Source organism: Streptococcus sp., from assembly GCF_030528045.1.
Classification (GTDB): domain Bacteria; phylum Bacillota; class Bacilli; order Lactobacillales; family Streptococcaceae; genus Streptococcus.
Window position 1 is genome coordinate 1 of sequence record NZ_JAUMZR010000003.1, and the last position, 22,583, is coordinate 22,583.

Genomic DNA, 22,583 nt, shown 5'->3' on the forward strand with positions numbered 1-22,583 from the left:
AAAACTTTAAACAGTGTATCTATTTCGCTTTGAATACCACAAAAGAGAAGACGAACTTCGTCTCCTCTCGTGCTTAGTTATAGGTCACCCACTACAGCTGACATAGAGCCAAATAAAAAATCTCCCCTAAGGGAGATGATCTGGTTTATTTTACCTTACAGTGCTAGGAACCGTAACCGAAGATAATACTTGAGTATATCGAGGTAAGGTGACAACGCAATGTAAGTGGAAAATAAAGCAGATTAGCGACGAAGTCCTAGAGAGTTGATCAACTCACGGTAACGGTTAACGTCGTTTTTACGCAAGTATGCAAGCAAGTTACGACGGCGACCGATTTTCTTCATCAATCCACGGTAAGTAGCGTGGTCTTTTTTGTGTTGTTTGATGTGTTCGTTAAGGTGGTTAATTTCCCAAGTAAGGACAGCAACTTGAACCTCTACTGAACCTGTATCACCTTCGTGACGTGCATATTGTGCGATGATTTCATTTTTTTTCTCTTTTGAGATTGCCATGATGTTTCTCCTTTTTATTTGGCTTCATCCGAGTGACAGGTTGGCATGCCTGTAACCAAGAAGAAGTTATTTGTCTTTACGACAGTTCTTATTCTACCAAGAAGCAGGGACTTTGTCAACTGATTTACTGTTTAAACCCGTGAATTACTCTACTGATTTCAGGCTTCGAGCATATCAACCTTTCTCACAAACAAGTCACTCTTTACTATCATTATAAGGCTTTTTCAACTAGTTGGAAACTAGAAGCAAAAACAAAAAAGCCTAGGAATCCTAGGCTTTCTGTTTATAGATTATTTTCCAAGGTAGTATTCAGAAACTACGTTCAATTTTTCGTCGAATTCGAATACCAATGGTGGGAAGTTAGGGATTTCCACGTCCATGATTTCGTCATCTGACAAGCGTTTGATGTGTTTTACAAGGGCACGGATTGAGTTGCCGTGAGCTCCTACGAATACGTTTTTACCATCTTTAAGTGCTGGAGCGATTTTGTCTTCCCAGAATGGAAGGGAACGTTCCAAAGTCACTTTCAAGTTTTCAGCATCTGGGATAACTGAGTCGTCAAGTGAAGCGTAACGACGGTCAGTGTGAGCTGAATATTCGTCATCACGATCCATGTTTGGAGGCAATACATCGTATGAACGACGCCAGATGTGAACTTGCTCATCACCAAATTGTTCAGCAGCTTCAGCCTTGTTTTTACCAGTCAAACCACCGTAGTGACGTTCGTTCAAGCGCCATGATTTTTCAACTGGAACCCACAATTGGTCAGAAGCTTCAAGAGCCAAGTTTGTTGTTTTGATCGCACGTTTCAATACTGAAGTGTAAGCTTGGTCAAATTCGATACCAGCTTCTTTGATCAATTTACCAGCGTCAATCGCTTGTTGTGTACCTTTTTCAGACAAATCAACATCAGCCCAACCAGTGAAAAGGTTAGCTTTGTTCCATTCAGACTCACCGTGGCGAGCAAAAACCAATTTTACCATTAGATGGATTCTCCTTTTATTTTTCGAGGTTGCCCTCGTTTATCTATTCTATTTTACACAATTTTTCACAAAAAAGCTAGTTAAAATCAACTAAAAAGAGAGAACAGTGTCCTCTCATCTAGTTATTATTAATTTGCGATATTCAATCAAGAAACGATTGCAATTATTTGTTATTTAAAGCATCAATTAAACGATCAGTATTCTTAGTTACATTAGTATCATTGTAACGATTATGAATTAGACCTTCAATTGTTTCTTTGCAATTTTCAAGATTAGATTTTTCAAATACTACCACACTGACAACATGTGTTCCACCAGAAGTAAGATGCAAAACTAGTAGAGTCTGAAAAGCACTTAGCACTGTTAATACACCATAAGCCGCTAATATCAATCCCCCGATAAATGAATGTTGCATCATTGAAAGGCCAATAAGAGCGAAAATGATACCCCAAGCAAATGATTTGAAATCAAGACGAAATGAACTATCTACACTTGCAACATGATCAACAGAAATTGTTTTATTTTGAGAACCCAGTGGAATAACTTTTAAAATAGTATTAGGGTTAGAAGTTTTTATAAAGACTCCCTCTAAAGCAATGGAAGCTTTTAAATAAATGTTAAATACGATGTAATGAAAGATTGTTTCATAATATTCTCCTTTTTTTCAAGTTGTATTACATCATGTTTTCTTATAAAAAAAGCATTTTGCTAACATATTCTTTCTCCAGATAATTCTTTAAATAAAAAAACAACCCTCCAACGGATTGTTTCACTAGACTATCAGACAAGGCCACGGACTTCTTTCAAAAATTTAGAAAAAGTAACAGCACCTTTAATGATTAGAAATCCTCCTATCCACTCGGTCGCTGAAAGAAAGCCCAGCACGCCACCAATGATAAATAAAATAGATGGCAGCATTCGAAGTTGTTGATCCTCTTCGAAATAGATTAGCATAAAAGTCCCTAATGCAATCATCAAAATCTTAAAAAATGTCAGGAGTAGGGAAAAAGCAACCGTAACGACCAGCATTTTTGAAGGATCTTTATAGATGATGGCCCCAGTATAGGATAGCAAAAATCGTAGAACAGGTCCCAAAAGCAAGGTTATACCTGCCAGCATGCCTAGTCTCCAATTGAGTCGAACCAATCTATCTCTCTCCATAAAAACCTCCTTCTCTCGTAGCTATCATTCTACCATATTTTCTCCAGAAACAAAAGACCTTCTCAGGCACAAACAAATCGCCTACCAGCTTTCAGACATCCTGACATAAAAAGAGAAGATCTGTCGATCCTCCCTTTTCATTTTCTAACCCTTATTTCTTAAAAATAGAGGTTCTGAAGTCGTTTGTTTGGTCAAGATAAGCTTTAAAGATTGCTCTCTTCAACTTGTGAACGGCACTATCATACTCTGGATTATAGTTGCTCCAACGAGGACTTACAGCATCCTTGAGAACAGCTTGATCCATGAGGGCTTGCAATTCACTCACTTGATTGATGGTCTCTGTCGTATAGTTTGGCCATGGTTTTGTCGGATCTTTAAAGGTCACTTGTTTCAAGTTTTTAAACTGATCCACACGTTCTTTGTACATGGCTTTCTTGAAATCTGCCCAAGATGCATACTTGCCTTCAAACACCTTGTCCAATACAAGTTCATCTGTCACCAATCCTCGTTCTTTACCATAGAGATTGATAGTTTTACCTTTTTGTTTGGCAACTTCTTCGTATTGGTTTGAGATATAAGGTACCATTCCATCCTTAAAGCCTTTGGCAGCCAAAAGTTCGTAAGCGATCCGACGTCCCATAAGATCCCCTGGCGTGCCTTTCTCACTGCTGAGAGCTGAAAAGATTGGAGCAAAAAGTTTAATCGTATAGTAGCCATTTCGCTCGTAGTCGCCAGTCTGGTACTCACGAGATGACAAGATGTTATGGTCAATCAAACTATCAAAACTATTCAGGTTTCGAGCCTCTGCTTCTGTCAATTCTTTGACTACGTTAGTGGCGTAAACCTCATTTCCATCTGCTGGATCTTTCACATACTTGTTCTCAATTTTTCTGAGAGCCGCCATTTTCTGGTAAACATTTAGTTTGTTAACGATTGATTGCCCTTCGAGATATTCTAGCATGTAGATAAGGTCAAACATGTTGTGGACATAGTTCTGAAGATCTGCTGCGTTTTGGAATCTTTCTGTCGGATCCAAGACTTGCAGACGGGAACCCTCTGCACTATCTGATTTTGAGTGTTTCAAGATAGAATTGATGGTAAGGGTTGCGTCACTTGGTTGGTCAGGCGCTTGCAATAAGCCTTTTGCAAAGAACTCTGGTCCCAAGCCGCTTCTTCGACCATAGCCGCCAAGGTAGATATCCTGATCCGAATCATGGGTTATCTCATGGGTATATGTAATGGCTCCATCCTTGTCCAGCATACGGTAAGACATATAGTAGACGCCATCCCCTGTAGCGTAGGCTCCATGCTGGTTGTGTACTACCTTATTGCCAACTGGTCCAAAGAAGTTCTTCATGGCAGGATTGGAACTATCAAACTTAGCCTCTACTGTAGCTTTTCCAGAGGTTGTGTCATCACCGAACTTATAAGCATCATAAAGCAAGATGGTACGATAGAGTTTTTCACGTGATTGTTCATCTAAAATGCGATACCAATAATCGTAGTGATCTCGCTGGCGTTTGGCTGTTTCACGCGCATTTTCTTCAACAAAGTCATTGAGATTCTTGCCCGCTTTATGCTCACTATTGCGATAGCGATCATAAGCTCCAAATCCTAGACTAGACATAGTTGAGATGACAAAGACTGATCTTTCTGGCAAGGTTAGGAGCGGCAAAACCATATTGCGGTATTTCCATGTGGCACTTGTGATGCGATCATAAACACCGATAGAATACTTGGTGCCAGCTAGTCCCTGCTTCGCTTTCACCTCTTCGATAGTGGATTTTTCTTCGACGATGTAAGCCTTAGTCTCTGATTTAAACCAGTCATTGTTGCTTTTCTCTGGTAGAAAGACTTTTCGGTAATGTTCTAGCGTGCTAAACAAATCTGTCGTTCCATGATGGCTAGCTAAACTAATAGAATAAGTATCAACGTTGTTCTTAGCTAGAAGGTTGTTAAAGCCAGATTTACCTAACTCAATTAGAGTATCTAGTGGTGAAGCATTTCCCTTACCAAAGAAGTCCAGATGGTACAGAACTAGGTCTTTGACATTCGCCTGACCATAGCTGAAGTTATAGCACCGTTCCAGATACGTCAAACCAAGTAGCAAGGCTTCCTTATTGCGCTTGATTTTATCTACAAGATAGCCTTTGGTAACTTGGTTGTCACCAGCCAGTCCAGCGTCCGCTGACAAGAGTTTCTTCAAACTGTCTTCCAAATGTTCCTTTGTTTTGGCAAACTGGTCTTCAAGGTAGAGCTCAGTCTGCTCGACTTTTGGAGAAATACCGAGTGTCTTTCTGATGGCCTCTGAATGATAGTCCACCTTTTGTAAGTCATGTGAGACTTGCTTGATGATAGAGCTTTGGTCATACAAGAATTGGTTTGGCGTATAGAGAAGACCAGTATCTCCTAGACTATATTCTGCTAATTTGGCGAAATCATTCTGGTACTTAAGATCCAGCTTCTCAGATGAATGGTCCTTGTAGTGAAGCAAGAGTTTGTTTGCAGTCTGTTTGTTAGAAACAATATCTGTGATGACTTGGTTGTCCTTCATCATGACTGCTGACAAGAGCTCTTTTTGATATAAGAGACTGTTCTCATTGACCAGATTTCCGTATTTGACGATGGTTGCCTTATTGTAGAAAGGTAGCAATTTTTCAATGTTTTTATAAGCCAAAGTTCGCTTAGCTTGATAATGGGCAACCTTAGAAAAATCACTGTCTTTCTTGCCACTTGTTGAGAGGGATTCCACTATTGGTAGAGTGAGAGGATTGATGGCTGCTTTTTTGCTTTCGATTTGGGAAGCATCTAGCATTGTTCCTCTTTCTTCAAAGGATTCCTTGCTGACGACCTCATCCTTGACCAAGGTGACATTGTAGACTCTGTTGGCCTTACTGCTAAATGTGTCCGTCACCTTCATTTCATTATAGTGGTAACCGGTAATGGCATTCCCGTTGGTTACATTGACATCGCTGAGAACATTGGTCAAGCTTCCAGCATGCTTTTCTAGATTAGAAGTTCGGTCCCACAAATAGCCTGCTACTCCCGCTACTCTACCAAAGTGCTTGGCATTGTTAATATCGCCTTCAGCATAGCTATCTTGGATCTGTGCATCCTGATCTACTAGACCTGCAAGATCACCCACAGTCTGATCTGAACTATTTGTGTTAGATGAAATGGCTACTGTCGCTTTTGACTTCGTCAGCAAAGCCTTTTTTCCTGTCAAATGACCGACCAGACCACCGATATTGTAGGCAGCAGTCGTTTCATAAGTGTTGATAATTCTTCCCTTGAAACTGCTCTCTGTAATACTTGATTGCTCCGCCTTAGCCAGCAAACCACCGATACCGCGTTCACCGGCGAGAACACCATCAACGTGAACTTGTTTAATCTTTGTGCCATTCTGAGCTTTATATGCTAGTGAACCGATATCATCTTTCCCTGAAATAGAGACATTTTTCAGACTCAATTTTTCTACTGTGGCACTACTCAAGGTTTCAAACAGTGGTTTTTTCAAGTTGTAAATAGCATACTGCTTGCCATCTTTTTCACCGATCAACTGACCAGTAAAGGTTCCCTTGATGTAGGATTTAGCTTCAGGTCCCAACTCCACTTCGTTGGCATTCAAACTAGCTGCTAAATGATAGGTTCCAGAGAGATTCTTGTTGATAGCTTTAACCAGGTTGCTAAAGGAAGTGAAGGTTGTTGTTTCCTCTGTTGCCTTCTTAGCTAGGTAGAAGGTGAAATTATCAACATATTTATTTTCTAGCTCTTGCTGGAGTTTCTCAGCCTTACCTGTGATTTTATAAACTGGCTGGCCATCTTTCGTCTCAGCCGTTATTGAAGTGACTGGTAGATAGACATCTTTAAACGTCGAAGATTTAACCTTGACAAAGTAAGTGTCTGGATTACTTGGGACACCATCTAAAGAAACGTGTTGTTTGTAAGTACCATTGGTCTGACTATACAACTCCAGATCCGAAACATTTCTTAGTTCAAGCATCTTCTCTGGATCTTTTTCTTTTGGTTTTTCTGTCGGATCTTCCGGTTTTACTTGCTCGGTATTGCCAGTATATTCTGGAAGAGGAGCGACTTGTTCCGGTTCCACAATGGCTCCTGCTTGCTCACCTTTATATTCTGGTAGGGAAGACTGGGTCTCTGGTTCCACAATGGCACCTGATTGAGTGCCTGTATAGGCTGGTGTTTCAGTTGTCTCTGGGGCTACAATCGCTCCTGCTTGAGTTCCTGTATATTCTGGTGTTGGTGGCACCTGTTCAGGTTCTACGATTGCTCCAGACTGATCGCCTGTATAGGCCGGTTTGTCAGTCGTTTCTGGTTCCACCAAAGCCCCAGACTGGACACCCCCAACCTCTGGCTCAACTTTTTCCGGCTCAACGATGGCACCAGCTTGAGTTCCCTGATACTCAGGTAGTGGAGCGACTTGCTCGGCTTCAACGACTGCTCCTGCTTGGGTGCCCGTATATTCTGGTGTTTCAGTTGTCTCTGGGGCTACAACCGCTCCCGCTTGCTCGCCTGTATATTCTGGTAATGGAGCCTGAGTCTCAGGCTCTCCTTTTCTTGCAGACTGAGGTGCTTCACTCGGAGCAACTGCCTTCTTAGTTCCTTTCTCTACTATGCGTGGCAAGGCTTCTTCTACTTTAGTTGATAGAACTTCCCGAGAAATTTCTTGGTTTTCAACCGTGAAAATGCGAACAAGTTCAATCTTCTTCCCAGCACGACCTTCTTGTTTGACATGGATGGTTCCCTCTGCTAGATTTGGATTTTCTTGAACCACTTCTGGAACATCTAGTTTGGTTACAATTTCTTGGTCTTTGTATAAGAGCTCTGGTTTATTCACGCGACCAGCCAAGACTTCATCCTGAGGATTCACACTAGCAAGACCAGACGGATTTTGATTGGATGAATCTTGAGAAGGGATTGGTTTTTCAGCAGGGAGTGTAGGAGATGGAGCTTTCTGCTCATCTCCTGCCTTTTGTCCACCTTCGTTGGTTTGGAAATGAGATTGAACCGTGTAGTCTAGTTTCTGATCCCTAGCAGCAGTTTCTTGCAGATTAATCTCTTTGTCTTTCTTAATATAGCCTAGATAGGTATAACCCGATAAGGCGCGTGGCAATGGCAGACTATCTCCTTGAGATAATTGGTATTCTTGATTGTACTGGAGCAAAAGTTGATTTTCAATAGCCTGAACTGAAGAAGCCAAACCGCTGCCCATCCCTGTTACCAAAATCACATTCAAGAGAGCTTTCTTTTTGCCTTTCTTTTTGGATACAACAAAAATAAGAAGGCCAATTGAAGCTAGGGCTCCACCAGTTAAAACACTAGTAAGGCTACTCTGCCCACCTGTATTGGGCAACTGACCTAGTTGGGCTTTCTCATCCATACGGTAGACTAGATAATAGGTGCTCTCACTATCTTCAGCAATCTTCGGAATATCTTTGACAATCAAGTCTTTTTCTTGCCCACTCAGCTCCGTATCCGTCACATATTTGTAGTGAATAGCTACATTTTCTAGAGCAAATACGGTCCCACTGCTCGCAATGGACACAAAAAATAGGCTTGAAATCGAAGCTGACACAAGTCCAATTGCTAATTTTCGTAAGGAGAAACGATGCTGCTTCTCTCAAAAAAACTTTTTCATTCTATATCCTCTCAACTTTTACCTTCTATCAAGAAAATAACTAGCATTATATTTTGATATAGGTATTTCACATCCACCATTATACTATAAAAACACTTCCTTATCTCCAATAAATGCTTTAGATTTCACGAATGTCAAAGCTTATTTATCTTGTAAAATTTATCCGTCGTTGATGACAAAAAAAGAAGGCTAAGCGCCTTCTCTTATTTGAAAATATTCCTAACAAAAAGTCATTATTCTTGAATTTCGAATTTTTTCAAAAGTCCAAAATAGAGGGATCCACCAATGATTGTCAGAATTCCTCCTACCCATCCCAAGAATGGGATTAATCCAACAGAACCACCTACGATAAACAAAACAGACGGTGCAGGGGTCACACGTTCATCGTCCTTGTAATAGACAATAGACACTATTCCTAAAACCAAGACAGCAATTTTTACCAATGACAAAATAATTGAAAAAATCGTCAATATACCAACTGTTGCATCAGAGTCTTCCGTCGCCGCAGCAGCCCCGACAGCTATCATAAACATAACAAGAGGTGCCAACAGTAAGACGATACCTGAAATAAGACCAAAAATCGCATTTACGCGAGCAAGCGCTTTTGTTTTCATCCGAATCTCCTTAAAAAATTTTTACAACTATCATTTTATCATATTTTCATGAAAAACAAAAGAAATTTCAAAACGAGTATACTAGATGGTAAATGATTTCCAATTTCTCTCCAGACATTTAGAGTAAGGAATCTGTCATGTATCAATTTGTTTGTAGGTTCATTCGTTTTTTGTACTGAGCAAGACGTTTCCCTAAAAAAAGAAGATCACTTGGATCTTCTTTTTTCGTGTCTATTTTTCAAAGATAGATTGTCTGAAGTCGTCTGTAGCACGTAGATAAGCGTTGAAAATACGATACTTGAGTTGGGCAACACTGCTCTTAGAGCTGTCTGATAAGGCACGATCAATGTTCTTAGCTGAGGCATCCGCTAGTACTGCTAAGTACATATAATCTTGTAATTCCTCATAAGAAGAAATCGTAATTTGTCGTTTGCTATCTAGTTTTCCTGCTTCAAACTCGATGGTGATAGGGCGAAGGAAGTTTTGAGCCTTGTTGTATCGCTCATTTAGCATAGCTTTCTTCAAATCTTTCCATGATTCATACTGACTACCGTAGAGGTTTTTAAGGATCCGATCATCTCCAACTACTCCGACATCTCCACAGTTCCAAGTTGAGTAGGTCTTATCACCTTCTTTGAGAGCTTGGCCAGCGTATTGGCCAGATACATATGGGACAAATCCTTGTTGGTAGCCCTTGTCTCCTAGCAATTCATAGGCTCTACGGCGGAACATAAGCCCACCAGGTGCACCAGTTGGATTGTCCAGAGCTGCATAGAAGGAAGCAAACATATTGATGACATAGTAGCCATTTCGTCCAAAGCTAGCTCTATCCCAACCGTCCCGACGTCCAATGATACTATGATCAACCAGAGCATCGACAGATTTTAGTTTGGCTGCTTCTTCGGCAGTTATAGGGACAATTCGATCATCAGCGTGGGCTTGTTTACCATAAGAAGTTTTTTCAAAGTTATAATTTTCAGCCTTGCGGTACCATTTCATTTTCTGTTGATCAGTTAGAACACCAGTAACAATATCCCCTTCTACATAATCCAGAAGGTTCAGTACGTCAAAGACTCCATGCATGTAGTCGCGAAGAGCATCTGCTGAGGAGAATCGTGCAACAGGATCATAGGTATGGTAACGTGTGGTCGAATCTTTATCTCCTTGATAGAAGCTATTAAGTACGAGACCTTTTTCGCTAACATTGGTTACAGACTCTAACATCCCTGTAGCAAAACTCTCAGGTCCTTCACCCTCACGACGACCATGTCCTTCAAAATAGATAGAACCATCCGAGTTGTGGGTCATTTCATGGGTATAGACCATGGTTCCAGAAGCTCCCAGCATCTGGTCATAGACGTAGAAGACTTCATAACCATTGGCAAAGGCTCCTAGTCCATTGTCTCCGTGATACTTGCCAGCAGGACCAAAGAAATTGTACATAGCAACAGAGGTCTTATCATTACGCGGGGCCCAATATTGCTGGCCTTTATCATTATAAAGAAAGAAGCCGTCTGTAACGATCACCCGTCTGAATAGAGTGTCTTTCCTGTTTGGACTTAGAATGTTGTACCACATGTCATAGTGGTTTCGTTGCCATTCAGCTGATTGATCCACAAGTTTTTCAACGTGTCGATGGAGTTCCTCTCCTGAGAGAACTCTGCCACCTTCTTTCCTGTAGCCTCCAAAGCTACCAAAGGCAATGGTCGACATATTGCTGATGATATAGACATCTCTTTCAGGTAAGGTCAGAAGCTGGAGAACCATTTGCTTGAAGCCCCAATCTCCCTGAGTCAGTCTGTCGTAGACCTTGATTGTATACTTACTCTTACGATCTGCATTGTCCTGTTTAGCCTGAATTTCTGGCAGATTTGAACGAGCCTCTACGATATAAGCCTTGGTATTTTCCTTGAACCATTCACTGTTGGTTTTATTTGGCAAGAAGAGTTCACGCGGACTTTCTAAGAAAGCAAATAGGTCTCCTTTGCCTTTTTCCTTGGCTAGGGATTGTCGGTAAGCATTGAAGTTGTTTTGCGCTCGAAGATTGCCCATTCCAGAGTTCCCGAGAGCAATGATAGTATCCAGTGTCGAAGCTGCTTGATTACCAAAGAAATCAACCTTATAGGCATTAAGGTCCTTGGTGTTGAACGTTCCATAGTTGACATTGTACCAACGATTGAGATAGGTCAGACCAAGCATGAAGGCCTCTTTGTTCTTCAGAATCTTTTGGCTAATCGCATCAGCTACGGCAGAACCTAGGGTGTTAATCGACTTGTCAACTGAAAGTACCTTGAGGAGCTCCTGACCTAGTTCAGCTTTGATTTGTTCAAAGGCTTTTTCCAGATAAAGATCATCTAAGGAAGCTGTTTCACCAATTCCCAGTACCTTACGCACTGCAGTTGAGTCATAAGTCACAGCTTTGAGTTCATCCAAGACATTCTCTTTAATGGTCTGATAGTCCGATAGAAAGGCCTCTGGTGTATAGAGCAAATTCTTATCAGCGATGCTATATTCAGCAATCTGGCCATTGGCAAAATCTCCCATGTAAGTAAGATCAAGATAAGCAATGGTCTTATCTGCATAATGCAGCATCAGCCTATTGATTTCACCCTTATGGCTGTTAACATCTGTTATCAGTGTCTCATCTTTCATCGGAACCACATCTAGCAGTGCTACTTTGTTGAGTTTATCATCTTCAGCTAATTGGTTGGCTGTATGAACGATGAAGTCTTTGTTGTAGAATGGTAACAGTTTTTCTACATTTTCGTAGGCTTGCTTTCTGGACTCCTGAGCTCCCCTCACTCGACTATAGTCTGTCTGATGCTGGTAAGCTTGCTGCAATGGCTCCTGGTCTGTCAAGTTTGAAGTGATTCCAAAGGACTGACGTTTGGCTTGCACATCGGCCTCTGAAATAGTACGGACAAAACGCTCATCTTTTCGATTTGCTGTAGTCCCTTCAAGAACATAAGAGTCCCGAACAGAAGCCTCAGGATAGGGATCTCCTGTCATGGCATGCCCATTTTGAACCTTGACACCTGTCAAGACATTTCGGACCTGTCCATTGTTCCAAGTAGACCCGATCGCTCCACCAACTTGTCCAGAATGACCTCCATTTTGGATAGAACCAGACACATAAGAAGTTTCTAATCTAGCTCCATTCTGCAAGCGACCAATCAAGCCTCCAACACGCTGGTCTCCATTTCGACCTGCTACTTGGATAGATACATCTGCCTGACTCTTCTGCGCTAGTGATTGATTGCCGTGGAAATTACCGACCAGGCCACCAATATTGTACTCCTGCCCTCCATCTTGGGTGCTGGTGATGGTTCCTTTAAAGACAACATTGGTTAGTTTTGTGTTTTGGGCAACTCCTACGAGTCCACCGATATGCTTGTTCCCAGATAGACTACCACTTACAGAAACATCCGTAATCGTTGCATTTTGAGCATTGCTAGCCAAGGCCCCTATAGAATCCTTGCCTGTAACTGCAGCCGATTTCAAGGTCAGTTGCTGGATGGTGGCATTTTTCAAGGTTGCAAAGAGTGGTTTTGCCAAGTTGTAGATGGTATAATCTTTGCCATCCACTCGGCTAGTTAGGCTACCTGAAAATTCTTCTGGAACATAGCTTGTCTCAGACTGTTCCAACTGAATCTCATCTGCTGAAACATCCGCTCCTAGTTTGAAGTTTCCAGTCGGGTTTGACTTCATAGCCTCTATGAGTGCTTTGAAAGACGTATAGACACCTTCTTGGCTAAGAGGCGTTTTCGGCAGTTCAAAAGAGTAATCTGGACGATAATGATCCCCTTCTCCCTCGACGAGCTGATTAGCTGATACCGTTACGGAGTAGGCATTGCCCTTGTCTGTAATCTTAGAAACTGGTAAGAGCATATCCTTGAACTTGTCTGACTGAATGCGGACATAGTAGTTGTCCAAATCAGACGGCACTTCCGACAGAGATAGGTAACGTCGGTAGTGACTGCCATCTTTACCGTACAGCTCGATGCGGTCGATGTCTTTGATTTCAACCTTCTTATAATCTAGCTGAACTGGACGTTGATCCTCTATACTAGTTTGTTCCCCTTGACCCAGATCATATTTCATGACAGTTTTGAGGGTATAAGGAGTATAGTAGTCCAAGTCATCAAGTGTCAATTTTTGAGCGAGGTCCACAAGGTCGACTTCCTTGATCAGCGTTTCGCCCTTGTATATCTGCACTTTTTCTGATTGATAGCTAGCTGTAGCATCCGTCAAATGATATCTAAGAGAAACTTGGCGTTTGTCTTCTTCCTTCTCGACACGGACTAGAGAGGGTTGGTTTTCTCTTGACACCATCCAGAGCTTGACGAGCTGCCTCGAGATCCGTCCGAACTTGATCGACCAAGGCTTGATTGGCGAAAGGATTGTCCAAAACGAGCTTGGCCTGATCTAGAGCACGACGATAGCGGAGTTTGGCTTGTTCATCAGCATACTGGTAAGCAACTGTAGACTGAGTCACATCCTTCATGTCAAATTCAACACCAAGAGTTTTCTTATCAACAGGTTGGCCATCTAGATTATTCTTAGCAGTTTCAAGGGCCTTTTTCAAAGAATCAACCTGTTCTTGACTAGCATGAGATGCCTCAAAGAGAGCTTGGGCATTTGCGACTGCCTGTTTATAAGACTCTTGATCTGCAGTGGTATCATTGAAATACTGATGCGTTTTCTGAATGCTATCGGCCTCTTCCACTAATTGATGTAAGGGTTCGAGGTCGAGAGTTCCTTTTTCTGGTTCCACAGGAGCGTGATCCGCATTTGTAGAAATTGGTTTTGTACCGACTTTGATAATCTGAGGAACTGCTTCTTTGGTGACGGTGTTAGAGATTTCCTCTGTATTTTCGACTTTTCCATCTACTAAATACTGACGAGTCACAATCGTACGCACGCCATCTTTACCAGCTTGGCTAACTTCTCTTTGCCCCAATGGCAGGTCTGCACTTTCCACTTCCTTGGTTGGATAGGGTTCTGCCACTGTTGTGGTAACGTCCTTTTCTTCAACGTTTAAGCTTGGAACTTCATTTACAGGAGCGTCTGTTGGTTTCTCGCTAACAGGATCTGTTCCGACCGTTACGATCTCTGAGACCGCTGGAGTCGTCACTTCGTTGGAGATTTCCTGGCTTCTCTCTACTTTGCCATCTACTATGTACTGACGGGTGACAATCGTACGCACGCCATCTTGACCAGCTTGGGTTATCTTGGTCTGACCAACTGGCAAGCTATCACTCTCTACTCGTTCTCGAGTGTAGGGTTCTGCTACCGTTGTGGTAACATCTTTTTCTTCAACGTTTAAGCTTGGAACTTCATTTACAGGAGCGTCTGTTGGTTTTTCACTAACGGACTCCCCTAGGCTTGGTTTTGTAGGAGAAGGGACCTTGCTTCCGACTTTTCTAATCTCAGAAGTCGGCTCAGTCGTTACCTGATTAGAAACCTCCTCTGTATGGATAACCTGACCATTTAAAAGCAGCTGCGGGTCACGATGGTACGACTACCATTTTTCCCTGCCTGAATCACCTCAGTTTGACCTTGTGGCAAATCAGCTGCCTCTACTTCCTCCACTTGGAAAGGAATGATTTCTGTATGACTCGTTTCTTTACTATCAACCTTTAACTCTGGTTGTTAAAAGACAGGAGCTTCACTTGTTTTCTGAGCACGATACTCTTCCTGTGCTTGACTTCCGTTTGAAGTTTGAACTGGAGTATCAATAGGAGCCGAATGATTCAACTCTTTCTTGCCATCAACTGAAGACTTCTCTTCTTTTTGAGACTTCAAATACCCTACATATTGGTAGCCTTCAATCGTAAGTGGAGATTGCAATGCTTCCCCGACCTGTACAGTCAATTCCTGATTATAGTCTGCCAGCATTTGATTTGTCAAAGCCAAGGAAGTTGGCGCGATCAGCTGACTTCCTAGACTGGTTAAAAGCATAAATGAAGCTAGCTTTTTGCGATCATCTCTGCCCAGTTTAATCGCTACGACCAGTAGTACAATACCTGCCCCCGCTGCAATTGAGATAATGAGTTGGCTGTGACCAGTTGCAGGCAACTATCTCGTCGGACGATAAATTAAATAGTATGTATCATCTGTTTTCTCAGCAAACTGTGGCAATTCTTTGACTACCAATTGCTTCTCTTGGTCCGTGAGCTCACTCTCTGTCACGTACTTATAGTGAACCTGTTTTGTGACGGATGGCGTCTGTTCACTAGCTGCTACACTTGCAAGAGAACCTCCTCCACTAAAAAGGTAGAAACCCCCTACCAAAGCAGAAACCAAACCAACCGAAACTTTTCTCAATGAAAAACGCTGGTGCTTTTCTCCTAAATAACTTCTTTTCATTCCTAATCTTTCCTTCATCATGATTTGAATCCCCTCTATTCTACCGAAATTTACTAGATTATTCAATTTATTTGCTATAAATAATAGCCGCAAAAAACTGCTAATCTTTTCAGTTCATTTGCGCTTTAAAAATCCTTATCTTATCAGATTTTGAATTCATAAACAAGATCATGGAGAATCACAGAAAAAATTCCTAGGCAGCCTTAAACCTAGGAATTTTTCAAATTTTAATCAAACAGAATCGTTTCCTTATTTCTTGAAAATAGACTGTCTGAAGTCGTCTGTCTCACGAAGATAAGCGTTGTAAATCTTCTTCTTGAGCAGGTTAACCCAGCTAGCTTCGACACGGCTAGTAGCATTGGTAATATTGCGTACATCTTCTGCCACTGCTGCGTCCATCAACTGCTGCATCTCTGCATAAGAGCGAATGGTTACTTTCTTGGTACTGTTTGGATTTTTAAGCTCGTACTCAATAGTGATTGGTTTGAGCTTAGTTAACTTATCAATCCGTTCCTTATACATGGCCTTCTTGAAGGCTGCCCAAGAGGTGTATTCACCCTTAAATACATTTTCCAAGACTTTCTGGTCTGTCACGAGACCGACATCTCTTCCAGACCATCCGTCCCACGTTTTCTTCCCTTCATCAAAGGCTTCCTGAGAGTACTGACCAGAAACATAAGAGACAAATCCTTCATGGTAGCCTTTGGTTGCCAGTAATTCATAGGCTGTGCGACGGAACATAACGTCACCTGGTGCTCCATTTGGATTGCTCAAGGCTGAGTAAATCGGTGAGAAGAGGCTGAGACTGAGGTAGCCATTTCGACCATATTTCCCACTTTCCTTGTTCTCTCGACGAGTGATCACATCATTTTCAATCAGGGAATCAAAGGTCTTCAGCTGCTTGATTTCTTCAGCAGTGAAGCTTCGCGTCTGGTTACCAGCGTGGGTCTCCTTGCCATACTTATCTGTAATATAGTAATTCTCCGTCTTCCTGAACCACTGTAACTTGGCAGCATCACTCTGCTTCAGCATAGAAGTACCTTCTAGATAGTCCAAGGTGTAGAACATGTCAAACATACCATGGACATAGTGTTGCAGATCTGCTTCATTTTGAACACGTTCCTTGAAATTATAGGTATGCATACGTGTCTTAGAATCCTTGTCCACCTTGAAGAGAGTATTGAGCGTAATGGTTGGTTCATCTGCACTTGACGAAGATTGCAAGAATCCACGAGCATAGAGTTCCGCACCCAAGCCCTCACGACGACCATAACCTTCAAAGTAAATTGCACCGTCAGAGTTATGGGTTATTTCATGGGTGTAGACAGAGTTTCCATAGTCTTCTAACAATCGTGCTCTATCAAAATGGGTAACACTTCCCGTAGCATAGGCATTGTAGCCTTTGCTTGGATACCACTTACCGGCTGGTCCAAAGAATTCCTGCATAGCCTGTGATTTTTTGTCATTAGCTGGTGCCCAATAGCTTTGTCCTGCTTTGTCAGTCAAGAAGAACCCATCATAAACCAGAACAGAACGGAAGAGCTTGTCCTTGCTTTCTGGATTCAGAATCTTGTACCAGAAATCATAATGGTCGCGCTGGTATACAGCTGTTTTTCTCACTCTGTCTTCGACATATTCAACTAGTTCTGCGTCTGTGCGCACTCTGTTATTGGCATCCAGGCGGTAGCGATCATAAGCTCCCATAGAGAAGGTAGACATATTAGAGATAGCATAGACACCTTTCTTCGTCATGGTCAAGAGTGGCAGGAGCATGCCCTTGTGTTCCCAATTATCTGCAGTAATCTTGTCATAAACACCGACAGAGTACTTGCTCTTGCCCTCGGCTGCGTCCTGAAGCTGTCTCGCTTCTGCTACATCGGACTTAGCCCCAACGATGTAGGCTTTTGTATTGGTCTTGAGCCATTCATTATTGGTCTTGTATGGTAGGAAGAGCTGACGGTAGCCTTCAAGGTAATTGAAGAGTCCTCGCTTGCCAGTTGCTTCAGAGAGCGAATTATCATATGCTATATAGTTGTTCTTAGCCTTGAGATTCTCAAGTCCTGATTTCCCTAAAGCAATGATTGTATCAAGAACCGAAACGTCATTCTTACCGTAGAAATCCATCTTGTAAGCCGACAAGTCCTTAACATTAAAGTTGTCATAGTTGATATTGTACCAACGGTTAAGGTAAGTCAAACCTAATAGGAAAGCTTCTTTATCAGCAAGAATCTTCTTAACAAGATAATCCTTAACTACTTCACCTTCAGTATTGATAGCCTTATCCATAGCTAGCACTTTGCGAAGCTCACCTGATAACTTGCGTAAATGCAGTGTCTAAGTATAGTTCATCTAAAGAAGTGCCTGCTGCTACTCCGAGAACTGTGCGCATAGCTGGCGAATCAAGAACGACCTTGTTCAGCTCTGGTAACACTTGATTTAGAATGCTAGTATAATCTGATACAAAGGCTTCTGGAGTATAAAGAAGGTCTAACCCCTTCATCCTATACTCAGCAATACCTTGGTTGACGAAATCTCCCTGATAAGATATTTCTAGGTATTCAATGGTATTGTCCATGTAGTGCAGCATCAAACGGTTGATTGCTGTTTTATTGCCATGGATATCAGTGATAATCTGGTCACCCTTCATCGGAACAACATCCAGTAGGTACTCCTTATTCAACTTATGCTCTTTCGGAATCTTGTTAGCAAACGAAACAATGGTTTCTTTATTGTAGAAAGGAAGCAGCTTCTCCATATTTGCATAAGAATATCCACGGTCGAATTGAGCATTGTTTACCTCACCATAGTCGACAAAACGCATATTTAGATTCGTGTCATCTAGGCTAGTCGTGATGTCCATAGCAGTCAGTTTTTCTTCCATTTCTTCTTGAGTAATAGTAGAAGTAACAAACTGATCGTTTTTCAAGGTTTCACTTTTAGCAATTTTATATGCTTGCGTAATACGGTCGTTTTTGTAGCCCTGATCCCCAGAAATACTGTAAACATTTGTACCGCTAACATTGCTGATCACATTATCAACTAAACCATTAAAGTAGTTCGAGCCGACCACTCCACCGATTTGACCGTTAGTGGTTGCATCATATAGTTTTCCTGTCACATAAGATTTGGTAATTCGAGCATTGTTTTCTAGACGTCCAACCAAACCACCTACATTATAAGCTTTGATGTGTTGACTGTTAGATAGGATGGTACCAGTAAAGGAACTATTCGTGATTTTCGTATTGGTTCCATTAACTACTAGACCCGCTACGTTAGAGGCGTTTCCTACTACCGATACTCTCCCCTGAACAGAAACATCTGTGATTCGCGCATTCTCCGCATTGCGTGCCAGCGCAGCCGAGTCATAGGTACCCACGATATTTACATCTTTAAAGTCGATATTTGAAATGGTAGACCCACTCTTGAGGTTTTCAAATAAAGGTTTGGCTAGATTATAAATCGCATATTGCTTGCCATTTTGACTGCCCGTCAGACTGCCGGTGAAGTTCCCTTTGAGGTAGACATAGTCCGCAGGAGCTTGGTTGACCTCGCTCGCATCCAAATCAGCACCCAACACATAGTTTCCTGCCATATTTCGCTTCATAGCGTCTACCAATCCAGCAAAGCTAGTGTAGACATCTTGCTGACTTGGGACTGCCTTACTGATGTAGAAGTCGTGCCCAGACTTATAGCCCGCTTCACTTTCTTGGACGAGTTCAGGAAGGGTTACATTAACCTTATAGACTGCCTTGCCATCTTTTTCTGCTTCGGAGATACTATGAACTGGAAGGAGAATTTCCTTGGATTCACTTGACTTGATTTTGACGAAGTAAGTAGACAGATCCGTAGGTATAGAGCTCATTGATACAAAGCGCTTGTATTGATCGTTTTCTTTATGATAAAACTCAACGGAATCAATATCACGGAAGGCAATCTTCTTGTATTCTAGCTCAAAGTTACGACTGTCTGTTTCAAACTCAGTAAAGCTACCATTATCGAGTTCATAAGTCAACTTAGTTTTTAGAGTGTAGCCTGTGTAGTAGTCTAGGTCGCCAATTTTCAAGCTGCCAGCAAAGTTGGTAATTGGAAGAGTGCGAATTAGCTGATCTCCCCGGTACAATTCTGCAGTCGCTGAACGGAAGGACTGGGTCTGGTCTTCCAATCTATATTGGACCGTCACCGACTTATCATCAGCATTCTCGGTTAGACTTAGAATGGAAACTGTCGGCTTGACTTTAGGCACTCCATTCAGTGCTTCTTTGGCTACTTTTAGGCTAGCAAGAGCTTGGTTGACCTGTACTTGTGTAGCAGTTTGATTGTTCAGAACTCTTTCAGCCTTAGTCAATTCGTCTGTATAAACTGTCTGCTTATCTGAATCCGCATTCTTATATTTAACCGAGGTTTTAACCGTTGGATTTAAATCGTACTCAGTCTGAAGAGCTGTTTTGACAACCTCAAGTCCACTTAATTGAGCCTTGGCTTGATTGATTTGTCCCATCAGTTGGTTGACTTCTGCTTGGCTGGCTTGGAATTGGCTCAGAATCGCTTGACCAGCCGTCAAAGCAGTATCATAGTTAGCTTGATGACTCTGACTATCATTGAAATAACGGGCCTGAGCTTTAATCTGATCCGCTTCTTCCAAGAGATTATGCAGTGAAATTAAATCGAACTCCTCTAAAGCATCTGCTTTCGGTGCATCACTTGGTACCATAGTTGGCTTAGCTGTGCCGACTTTGACAATTTGCGTTACTGGAGCTAGGGTTTCCTCATTAGATAACTCTTGACGGTCGATTTCCTGACCGTTAGAACTGTAGACACGAGTCTTAATCGTGCGCTCACCCTCAACACCCGGAGTTTCGATTTGACGAGCATCTTGAACCAATTCATCGGTATATTGCTCCTCGATATTGAACTCAATCTTCTCAACGCGCGTTTCGTCAGTATAAGTCAACGGATACTCTGGCAGAGCGTCTGTTTTCGGTGCATCACTTGGTACCATATTTGCCTTAGCAGTCCCGACTTTGACAATTTGTGTTACAGGAGCTAGTGTTTCCTCGTCAGACAACTCTTGGCGGTCGATTTCCTGACTGTTAGAACTGTAGACACGAGTCTTAATCGTACGCTCACCCTCAACACCCGGAGTTTTGATTTGACGAGCATCTCGAACAAGCTCATCCGTTTCTTCTTCACAAATGGTGAAGTTAATTTTCTCAACCCGAGTTTCGTCGGTATAAGTTAGCGGATACTCTGGCAGAGCGTCTGCTTTCGGTGCATCGCTTGGTACCATGCTTGGTTTAGCAGTTCCGACTTTGACAATCTGTGTTACGGGAGCCAAGGTTTCTTCATTCGAAAGTTCTTGACGGTCAACCTCTTGACCGTTAGAACTGTAGACACGAGTCTTAATCGTACGCTCACCCTCAACACCCGGAGTTTTGATTTGACGAGCATCTCGAACAAGCTCATCCGTTTCTTCTTCACAAATGGTGAAGTTAATTTTCTCAACCCGAGTTTCGTCGGTATAAGTTAGCGGATACTCTGGCAGAGCGTCTGCTTTCGGTGCATCGCTTGGTACCATGCTTGGTTTAGCAGTTCCGACTTTGACGATCTGTGTTACGGGAGCCATGGTTTCTTCATTAGATAACTCTTGACGATCGATTTCCTGACCGTTAGAGCTGTAAACACGAGTCTTAATCGTACGCTCACCTTGGCCTCCTAGAGTTGCAATTTGACGACTTCCCTCTGGAAGCTCATCTGTATATTGCTCGTCAATAGAAAAATCAATCTTTTCTATTCTAACCTCATCATTTGTAGTCAATTCCAACTCAGAATTCTCATGAATAGGAGCTCTATCAGGATTTTTCCCATATTCCGTCAGTTCTGGAATCTCTTGAACTGGAGATGTATCGGGACTAGTGCCATACTCTGCCAATTCTGGAACTTCGTGAACTGGCGCTGTTTCTGGAGTTGTACCGTATTCCGTCAGTTCTGGAACTTCATGAACTGGGGCTGTATCAGGAGTTGTGCCATATTCTGTCAATTCTGGAACTTCATGAACTGGCGCTGTTTCTGGAGTTGTGCCATATTCTGTCAACTCCGGAACTTCGTGAACTGGAGTTTCTTTTGGTATCGAGTTAGTTGGAGCTGTTCCAACTAAAATAATTTCAGAAACAGGTTTAACCGTCACTTGATCAGAGATCATTTCGCTTTTCACGATTTCTTGATCCTTACGAAAATGACGAGTCACTACTGTACGTTGACCTCGAACACCTGATTGTATAACTTTTGATTGGCCTTGAGCCAATTCATCTGAATATTGGTATTTTGTCTGATAAGGAAGTTCTTGAACTGACTCCTGCTCGCTAATTTTTAGTTCTGGCAAGTCATAAACGGGGCTTAAACGAGCAGACTCTCTCTCCTTAGCAGCTATAGTTTCTCTTTCTTCCTCAGTTAAACCATCACCCTTATCCGAAACAATCTCTTTCATATCTAGATTTGTTTCACTTGGTTTTAGATCTCTTTCCTTCTCTTTCTCCAAGTCAAGTGTCAGATTTTCCTTCTGAGCAGAATGAGTTAAATGACTATCATTTTGTTCTTCATTCTTTAAGTAACCGATATAGTCGTAACCGTCAATTTTCAATGGCGCTGGAAGTGCATCTCCAAGACCCAAGTTAAGACTTTGATTATATGCCGCAAGTTCGATATTCGTCACTGCTAAGACTGTTGGAGATAGAAGTATAGATCCCATTCCAGTTACCAACAAGATCGAAGATAAATACCTCTTCCCATTTCTGCCTCTAACAACTACAAGCACTAGTAATGCAAGACCATCGCTGTAAAAGTTGATTCCCAAAGGCCGGAGTGACCTGTCTTAGGCAATGCTCCAGATGAATCCCCTTGAGTAGTCGGACGATAAACTAAGTAATAGGTCTCTGAAGTATCCTCAACATGCTTTGGAATCTCCCTGATCAAGGCGCTCTTCTCTACCTCCGTCAATTCAGACTCCACTATGTATTGGTATTTGACCTGAGCAGACTGCTGACTTTGAATTTCTGCTGCCTTTACAGAAGTCAAGTCCCCAGCTATTTGGCCACTCAGAAAGAAGCTTCCAATAGTCGCCGAGACGAGTCCAACTGACAACTTCCTGAAAGAAAAGCGCTGTCGTTTTTCTCCATAAAACTGTTGTTTCATTCTCAAAATTTCCTCTTCAATATATTATTCAATCCTTTCTATTCTACCTGATTTCACTTGATTATTCAAATTATTTGTCGCGATTTTTAGAAGCAAC

At 42.1% G+C, this 22,583-nt stretch carries 9 protein-coding genes and 3 pseudogenes; all 12 read right to left on the bottom strand.

Annotated elements, in window-relative coordinates; all coding sequences use genetic code 11:
• Window positions 1-242 precede the first annotated feature (242 nt).
• The 12 genes and pseudogenes from rpsO to Q4A91_RS01095 all read right to left on the bottom strand — a co-directional run bounded on the left by rpsO (window position 243) and on the right by Q4A91_RS01095 (window position 22,486).
• Window positions 243-512, bottom strand: coding sequence for a 30S ribosomal protein S15 (rpsO, locus tag Q4A91_RS01040; RefSeq protein ID WP_001018251.1), 270 nt, complete (start codon window positions 510-512; stop codon window positions 243-245).
• A 290-nt stretch (window positions 513-802) separates the two neighbouring features.
• Window positions 803-1,495 carry a phosphoglycerate mutase gene (locus tag Q4A91_RS01045; protein WP_303204212.1) on the bottom strand — a complete coding sequence of 231 codons (693 nt, stop codon included), beginning with the start codon at window positions 1,493-1,495 and terminating at the stop codon, window positions 803-805.
• A 163-nt stretch (window positions 1,496-1,658) separates the two neighbouring features.
• On the bottom strand, window positions 1,659-1,913 hold the full coding sequence (locus Q4A91_RS01050; RefSeq protein WP_303204213.1) for a hypothetical protein: 255 nt from the start codon (window positions 1,911-1,913) through the stop codon (window positions 1,659-1,661).
• 362 nt (window positions 1,914-2,275) lie between these two features.
• Window positions 2,276-2,656: a hypothetical protein gene (locus Q4A91_RS01055; protein ID WP_044020432.1), complete on the bottom strand. Its 381-nt coding sequence runs from the start codon at window positions 2,654-2,656 to the stop codon at window positions 2,276-2,278.
• A gap of 151 nt (window positions 2,657-2,807) precedes the next feature.
• A pseudogene (locus Q4A91_RS01060) lies at window positions 2,808-8,315 on the bottom strand (ZmpA/ZmpB/ZmpC family metallo-endopeptidase).
• A gap of 233 nt (window positions 8,316-8,548) precedes the next feature.
• Complete coding sequence (locus Q4A91_RS01065) at window positions 8,549-8,929, bottom strand: hypothetical protein (protein WP_084856178.1); 381 nt, start codon at window positions 8,927-8,929, stop codon at window positions 8,549-8,551.
• A 231-nt stretch (window positions 8,930-9,160) separates the two neighbouring features.
• The gene (locus tag Q4A91_RS01070; RefSeq protein ID WP_303204214.1) at window positions 9,161-13,261 is read right to left on the bottom strand and encodes a ZmpA/ZmpB/ZmpC family metallo-endopeptidase; all 4,101 of its coding nucleotides are present in this window, start codon (window positions 13,259-13,261) and stop codon (window positions 9,161-9,163) included.
• Window positions 13,188-14,429: a G5 domain-containing protein gene (locus tag Q4A91_RS01075; protein WP_368389528.1), complete on the bottom strand. Its 1,242-nt coding sequence runs from the start codon at window positions 14,427-14,429 to the stop codon at window positions 13,188-13,190. The genes Q4A91_RS01070 and Q4A91_RS01075 overlap by 74 nt, the downstream gene beginning before the upstream one ends.
• Window positions 14,420-14,545, bottom strand: a pseudogene (locus tag Q4A91_RS01080) (G5 domain-containing protein); the annotation flags it as partial. The gene Q4A91_RS01075 and the pseudogene Q4A91_RS01080, both read right to left, overlap by 10 nt.
• A 36-nt stretch (window positions 14,546-14,581) precedes the next feature.
• Window positions 14,582-15,007: a hypothetical protein gene (locus Q4A91_RS01085; RefSeq protein ID WP_303204215.1), complete on the bottom strand. Its 426-nt coding sequence runs from the start codon at window positions 15,005-15,007 to the stop codon at window positions 14,582-14,584.
• Entirely contained in the window at window positions 15,008-15,298 is a 291-nt protein-coding gene (locus Q4A91_RS01090) for a YSIRK-type signal peptide-containing protein (protein ID WP_303204216.1), read from the bottom strand.
• Window positions 15,299-15,547: 249 nt separating this feature from the next.
• Window positions 15,548-22,486: pseudogene (locus Q4A91_RS01095) on the bottom strand (SIALI-17 repeat-containing surface protein).
• Window positions 22,487-22,583: the final 97 nt, after the last annotated feature.